The 6709-nt window shown below is 38.6% G+C and carries 9 protein-coding genes; all 9 read right to left on the bottom strand.

The genetic code is table 11. From position 1 onward, the window contains the following. Nucleotides 1–164: 164 nt before the first annotated feature. Nucleotides 165–854, bottom strand: coding sequence for an LrgB family protein (locus tag QBK89_RS06875; RefSeq protein WP_284140289.1), 690 nt, complete (start codon nt 852–854; stop codon nt 165–167). After that, nucleotides 847–1215 carry a CidA/LrgA family protein gene (locus QBK89_RS06880; RefSeq protein ID WP_284140290.1) on the bottom strand — a complete coding sequence of 123 codons (369 nt, stop codon included), beginning with the start codon at nt 1213–1215 and terminating at the stop codon, nt 847–849. The genes QBK89_RS06875 and QBK89_RS06880 overlap by 8 nt, the downstream gene beginning before the upstream one ends. A gap of 72 nt (nt 1216–1287) precedes the next feature. Continuing rightward, entirely contained in the window at nt 1288–1644 is a 357-nt protein-coding gene (locus tag QBK89_RS06885; protein ID WP_284140291.1) for an MGMT family protein, read from the bottom strand. 33 nt (nt 1645–1677) lie between these two features. After that, the gene (csaA, locus tag QBK89_RS06890) at nt 1678–2007 is read right to left on the bottom strand and encodes a chaperone CsaA (protein ID WP_284140292.1); all 330 of its coding nucleotides are present in this window, start codon (nt 2005–2007) and stop codon (nt 1678–1680) included. A gap of 18 nt (nt 2008–2025) precedes the next feature. Beyond that, nucleotides 2026–2184 (bottom strand): hypothetical protein, encoded by a 159-nt coding sequence (locus QBK89_RS06895; protein ID WP_284140293.1) that lies wholly within the window; start codon nt 2182–2184, stop codon nt 2026–2028. Nucleotides 2185–2307: 123 nt separating this feature from the next. After that, entirely contained in the window at nt 2308–2598 is a 291-nt protein-coding gene (gene qoxD / locus QBK89_RS06900; protein ID WP_284140294.1) for a cytochrome aa3 quinol oxidase subunit IV, read from the bottom strand. 1 nt (nt 2599) lies between these two features. Then, nucleotides 2600–3196, bottom strand: a complete 597-nt coding sequence (gene qoxC / locus QBK89_RS06905) for a cytochrome aa3 quinol oxidase subunit III (protein WP_284140295.1) — start codon at nt 3194–3196, stop codon at nt 2600–2602. Then, nucleotides 3186–5141, bottom strand: coding sequence for a cytochrome aa3 quinol oxidase subunit I (qoxB, locus tag QBK89_RS06910; RefSeq protein ID WP_284140296.1), 1956 nt, complete (start codon nt 5139–5141; stop codon nt 3186–3188). The genes qoxC and qoxB overlap by 11 nt, the downstream gene beginning before the upstream one ends. Before the next feature lie 126 nt (nt 5142–5267). Next, entirely contained in the window at nt 5268–6182 is a 915-nt protein-coding gene (gene qoxA / locus QBK89_RS06915; protein ID WP_284140297.1) for a cytochrome aa3 quinol oxidase subunit II, read from the bottom strand. Nucleotides 6183–6709: the final 527 nt, after the last annotated feature.

The raw sequence follows: 6709 nt of genomic DNA on the forward strand, positions 1-6709 counted from the left end.
AAAGACAGGCAAATAAGATCGCTTTTTCCACCGGGACAAGGAGCGCTTCAGCAGTGATACATTGTCCGTAGAAAAAGCGATCTTCTTTTTTTAGGTGTCTCACCTATTTCAACTACTCAGTAAAGACATTTAATAAAAAATTGTTTTAATCTAGCAACTCCTATTTACAATAAAACAGTTACTAATCCAGGGGTAATAATTGATACGATTACCGCACTCATTACCATCGCTATGGAGCTAACCGATCCTTGTAAAGCACTAGATTCTAATGCTCTTGCTGTGCCAATCGCATGCGATGCACAGCCAAGTCCAACTCCTCTTCCAAGATCATGCTCAATGTTAAATAGCTTAAATACGATGGAGCTGAGGATAGCACCACCTATTCCAGCTATCATAACAAATACTGCTGCAAGCGCAAATGCACCACCTTCTGCTTGGGCAATTACCATTGCAACTGGCGTTGTAACAGACTTCGGTGCTAAAGAAAGAATAATTACCTCTTCAAAGCCTGCCCACTTTGCAAGTAAGATACCTGTTGTTACACCAACTATTGCTCCAACAGTTGTTCCAATCAAAATCGTACCAAGTAGATCTTTCAACAGCTTCCGTTGGACATATAATGGATATGCAAGCGCAACAACTGCTGGTCCTAATAACTCATTAATCCAATGTCCCCCAACCATATATGTCTCATATGGAATGTGAAAAAGTAGTAAAACGGTAACAATGATTACGGTTGATATTAATACAGGTACGGTAAATGGCAAGCCAAACTTCCGATGTACCTTGACGGCGATTAGATAGCTCACAATTGTAAAGCCAATTGCCAACAATCCATACAATAGGTTAACCATGGCGCATCTCCTTTCTGCGAATGAGCCATTGACTAACAAGACTTGACCCCGCCATAACAAGCACCGTACTTACGAGTACAATCGCAATTAACCAAGCTCCTTTTCCATTAAACAAATGAAAATAAGAGATAATACCTACTGTTGCTGGAATAAAAAAGAAGGATAAGTGCTTAACCATGAATTGCATACCGGCTTCCACCCAACGAACATCAATTATGTTCGTGGATAATAGTATAAAAAGAAAAACCATCCCAATTATACTTCCAGGGATGAACAAATGAAAAAGATGTTGTATCGTATTTCCTATCCAAAAAATGCCGTACAAGGCGGCAATATGAACCATGATGCGAATGTATGTCATTGTTGTAAATTCACAGTCCTTTCTTTGCTTTCTCTATACTTATTACGCTTCTCAAAACAAAAACGGTTCTTCCTAAATATATTCCCCAAGATCAAATGCATTTTCTTTTGGAATATATTGATAAGCTGCCATCTTAACTTGATTTTGTTCATTTATTACGATGCCTTCTTGCTCTAATAGTCGCCGTTGTCTAGTTGCTGCTTCACCACGTAATGAGATCTTGCCTGTTTTATTTAAAACGCGATGCCATGGAAGCTGATATTTATCACTCATAGAATGTAAAATCCGAGCGACCTGTCTCGCTGCTCGCGGGTTGCCAGCCGCCGCAGCAACCTGTCCATACGCCATAACATGGCCAATTGGAATTTGATTAATAATTGTTAGCACACGTTTTGTAAAAGGAGTTAACGTTGAACTTTCCGCTTTCACTCTGTGAACCTCCTACCCCGAAGAAAAACAATACTAGGAAATTCGCGTTCCATTTTCAACTTGTTCGTCAATATTTAATAATACGACATCGCCTTCCTCAGGAACACCGCCTAAAACTAGTACTTCTGACTTGAACCCTGCTATTCGAAGTGGTGGAAAGTTAACGACAGCAGCAATTTGTCTCCCAACAAGCTGTTCTGGCTCATATCGATTTGTGATTTGTGCAGACGACTGTTTTACTCCAAGCTCGCCGAAATCGATTTTCAGCTTGATAGCTGCCTTTTTTGCCTCAGGAAAAGGCGCCGCTTCTACAATTGTTCCGATCCGTAAATCTAATTTTGTAAAATCGTCGAACGTTGCCATATAATAGCCTCCTAGCTTCTATTTTCCTTTACTATGAACAAGCTTCTTTAGATTATGATTAATATTACTCAACGTAAGCAAAATAAACCCTAGCATCACAAAGGTGACAATCTCACCTGTAAAAAACGAAAGTGCTCCAAGAACGATTGTATAAATCGTATAAAGCCATGTATGCAAAATAGCTTCCTCCCTTCACCTTCCAATATATATTAACTATACCATATTCCGCTTTCCCATTAAGCATCTAAACTAGGAGAAAAAAGAAAACAAGCCCCTTCACTAGAAGGAGCCTACTCTCTATTATTGATATCCCCAAATCATCGTCAGCAATGTTCCAAAAATGGTAACAAGTGCGATGAAAAGTGCATACAAAACATTTGTATAAATCGAATGTTTATCCTCGGACTCTCCGGCATGCATAAACATGACGAGTTGGATACTCGCTTGCATGAATGCGGTCACGAGTAAAATAATGACACCTGTTTTTGGACTAAGATCAAACATTAAAACAGATAAAGCCACAACTGTTAAAATGAGTGAAAATACGAATCCCATGACATGCTTGATAGGAAAAAGTTCTTTTAAACTCATTCTACATCATTCCTTTCAAATAGACGAAGCTGAAAATGAAAATCCAAACAACGTCTAGGAAATGCCAGTAAAGCGAGAAAATAAATGACTTATTCGTTGTTTCAGGCGTGAGCCCGCGCTTTTTCACCTGAATGAGGATCATTATTCCCCAAAATAACCCTAATGTTACGTGAGCACCGTGTGTTCCAAGTAGTGTCAATAAGATAGAAGTAAAGGCACTAACTTGTATTCCAGCACCAACATGTACATAGTGGATGAATTCATAAACTTCCACTGCAAGGAAGCCTGCTCCTAGCAATAACGTAATGATGAAAAATGACATCATTGCCTTTTTATTGCCTAATCGCATTGCATGAATTCCAAGACCAATCGTAAAGCTACTTGTTAAAAGAACGAATGTCTCAATTAACACCGGTGATAGTTCAAAAATTTCGCTACCAGTAGGTCCATTCCCTGTTCGGTCCACTAATGTAAAGTAGGTTGCAAACAAGGTTGCAAATAACGCAATTTCTGCTCCTAGAAAAATCCAGAACCCTAATATTTTCAATTGGTTTTCTTCTGTACTATATTCACTTGGAAGCGAGTGGTCAATTTTCATTTTTTAGCACCTCGCATTTCTTTTCTGTTTCCATAACTTCTTCTACGGAAATATAATGTCCATGGTCTTTTTCGAATGAACGAAGCGCCATAAAGACAAAGATACCTATTGCAGAAATAATCGCCAAGGTCCACATACTGAATACCATGCTAAACCCGAAAACAAAGAAGATTACGCCCATGATGAATGGTGCACCACTATTGTTTGGCATATGAATTTTTTCATAGCTTCCTTGGAATAATGGTTTACCATGCTCTTTAGCATCCCAAAATGCTTCTGTTGAAGAAACAGTTGGAGTGATAGCAAAGTTATATTCAGGAACAGGACTATGTGTTGCCCATTCTAGCGATCTAGCATTCCACGGATCTTCTGTAACATGTCTTGGTGCATAACGTGTACTCCAATAAATATTGTAGACGATTAAGGCAAAGCCAATTGCCAGCCCTGCAGCACCAACAAAGGACAGTAGGTTCAACGGTCCAAATCCAGTCGACTCCGAGTACGTATACATTCTTCTTGCCTGTCCATTTAAACCAGTAATAAACATTGGGAAAAATGCAAGGTTAAAGCTAATCGCAATAAACCAGAATGACCATTTTCCAATTTTTTCACTTAAGCTGAAGCCGAAAATCTTTGGCCACCAATACGTAAAACCAGCCAGTACAGCAAATACCGTACCAGGAATTAGCACATAGTGGAAATGCGCCACTAAGAACATTGTATTATGATATTGGTAATCGGCACTTGCCATTGCTAGCATAACGCCTGTTACCCCGCCGATAAGAAAAATCGGGATAAATGCCATGGCCCATAGCATTGGTGTTTTAAATTCGATTTTTCCTTTATAAAGCGTAAATAGCCAGTTAAACATTTTTACACCAGTAGGCACAGCAATCGCCATTGTCGTAATCGAGAAGATACTATTTACCATTACACCATGGCCCATTGTGTAGAAATGGTGTGCCCATACAACAAAGGAAAGGGCCGAAATTGCCACCATACTGAATACCATTGACTTATACCCATAAAGATTTCTACGGGCAAAGGTTGAGATAATTTCACTGTAAATTCCAAACGCTGGGAGAACAACGATATATACTTCTGGATGTCCCCAAACCCAGAACAGGTTTGCCCAAAGCATATCCATTCCGCCATTTGCCATTGTAAAGAAGTTTGTACCAAAAAGACGATCCATTGTCATCAATGCTAGTGCTACAGTTAATACTGGGAAGGCAAACACAATAATAATGTTCGTGATGAAAACAGACCATGTAAACATTGGCATCTTCATCATTGTCATTCCCGGTGCACGCATTTTCAGAATCGTAACGATAAAGTTAATTCCCGTCATCAATGTTCCAATCCCGGCAATTTGAATGGCAATTGCATAATAATTTGTTCCTACACTTTGACTAAACTCATTTCCTGCCAACGGAAAATAAGCAGTCCATCCTGAATCAGGAGAACCTCCGACCACAAAGGATATGTTAAATAGCATCGCCCCAAAAAAGAAGAGCCAGAAGCTAAGTGCATTTAAGCGTGGAAAAGCAACATCACGAGCGCCAATTTGCAATGGAACAACGACATTCATCAATCCAATGATAAATGGCATTGCCATAAACAAAATCATAACGACACCATGTGTTGTGAAAATTTCATTATAATGCTGTCCATCTAGCAGCCCATTTTCCGGAATTGCTGTTTGTGCACGCATTAATAATGCATCCGCCCCACCTCTAAATAACATCAATAGAGCTGATAGAACATACATGATTCCAATTTTTTTATGATCAACTGTTGTAAGCCACTCATTCCAAAGATACCCCCACTTTTTAAAGTAGGTCAACCCAGCTACAATTGCGATCATAACGCCTACAATCGCAAACTGTGACATCACAATCATTGGGTCACTATGTGGAGGGGCAAATCTTGAGAAGTAATCCATGTTGTGTAACTCCTTTGTTAGATAAAAAGCGATCCCCATCGATTAGTCTTTTTATCTTTAATTTGTTTGATTCAATCGAAAGCTCCTACCTACCAATTGGTAGTAGAAGGCAAAGCTACTTTTCTATTATTCTTTTTCTTGATCATGTGCTGACGTATCATGCTCACTATTATGTTCATTTTCTTCTTCATCTTTATTACCATGATTATGACCAGCATGTTCTCCCTCTGGAGGAGGTAAAAATGTTAAATGTGTACCGGTATACGTTTTTCTTCCAAGATGTCCGTCTTCTAGCAACTTATTAAATGTTGTTTCTGTTAATGGTTCTGCGGTACCTTTTACATCTGCTACCCAATTATCAAATTCCGCTTGTGGCATTGCTAATGCTTCGAATTCCATTTCAGCAAAGCCAGCTCCACTAAAGTTTGCGTTTCTTCCCATATAGGACCCTGGTGTATCTGCTAATAAGTGCAGTGTATTTACCATGTCGCTCATCGCATACTTTTGTCCACCAAGCTGTGGAATCCATAAGCTAGAAATCGGCCCATAAGAGTATAGTTTAAATTCGATCGGTCGATTGATTGGTAAATTAACATAATTTACTGTTTCTATATTTTGCTCAGGATAGCTAAAGTGCCATTTCCAATTTGATGATGCAGCATAGATAACCAATGGTTCTTGATCCTCATAGCCCTTCGGTGTTGTCTCAATTTCACTTGTCGACTTCACCGTAACGACTGAAAGAAAAATAACAATAATGACTGGTATCGTAATCCAAATCGTCTCCAAAAGCTTGCTTCCTTCGATATGAGGTGGCTTATAATCCTTATCTGCCTTAGAAGCACGATATTTTACGAGCATAAATATATATAGTCCAATAACTGTAAATACGATAGAAGCCATCGTCCAAATCGATAACTTTATTACATTGGCTTGTGTTTCAGCAACTGGACCTTTAGGATCCAGCACCATTAAGTCACACCCTGTAAGCACTGTGACAATAGTGAAAACTAATAATAACAAACCCCATTTCCTTTTCATGAAGGTACCCCTTTCTCTTTTCAAAGCTGTAGATACATGCTGTGTATTTATCCAATCGATGAAGATCAGATATATGCTGCTTCGGAAAATGTCTTATGTGTTATTTTATTGAAGACGTTATATGGTTTAGCTTGAACAGTGTAATACCCTTTGCCCTAAAATGCATTAAAATATGACATATGTCACAAAAAGTTCATCAAAATATATACATTTAGTGACAAGAAGTAGAATATTTTAAAAACTCATAGTGTATGATCGGTAAAAAAAGTAGCAATACCAATGGTTTAAGGTGTTTTAGTAATGGGCTTCCAATTTATTCATTTAGAAGGAAATTAGAGGAATTCACGTTTAAGATCTATATTAATAACCGCAAGAGAAAAAACCTTTACGAAAAACAGTAAAACAAAGTAACTATCCGCCCGTAAAACGGGCGGTTTTAGTTTCGCCCTATAAGGGCACTTTACCAACGAGGCCCCTAAAGGGGCTTCGAAATTGACCGTCAACCGTTTATATTCCTATCTATTTTT

Source organism: Virgibacillus sp. LDC-1, assembly GCF_030137545.1.
GTDB lineage: Bacteria > Bacillota > Bacilli > Bacillales > Amphibacillaceae > LDC-1.

Bases quoted from the DNA above. Each gene is read 5' to 3' on its own strand.
- qoxC (WP_284140295.1), bottom strand. From the start codon at position 3,196: ATGAAAATTGACCACTCGCTTCCAAGTGAATATAGTACAGAAGAAAAC.
- QBK89_RS06875 (WP_284140289.1), bottom strand. From the start codon at position 854: ATGGTTAACCTATTGTATGGATTGTTGGCAATTGGCTTTACAATTGTG.
- QBK89_RS06880 (WP_284140290.1), bottom strand. From the start codon at position 1,215: ATGACATACATTCGCATCATGGTTCATATTGCCGCCTTGTACGGCATT.
- csaA (WP_284140292.1), bottom strand. From the start codon at position 2,007: ATGGCAACGTTCGACGATTTTACAAAATTAGATTTACGGATCGGAACA.
- qoxB (WP_284140296.1), bottom strand. From the start codon at position 5,141: ATGGATTACTTCTCAAGATTTGCCCCTCCACATAGTGACCCAATGATT.
- qoxD (WP_284140294.1), bottom strand. From the start codon at position 2,598: ATGAGTTTAAAAGAACTTTTTCCTATCAAGCATGTCATGGGATTCGTA.
- qoxA (WP_284140297.1), bottom strand. From the start codon at position 6,182: ATGAAAAGGAAATGGGGTTTGTTATTATTAGTTTTCACTATTGTCACA.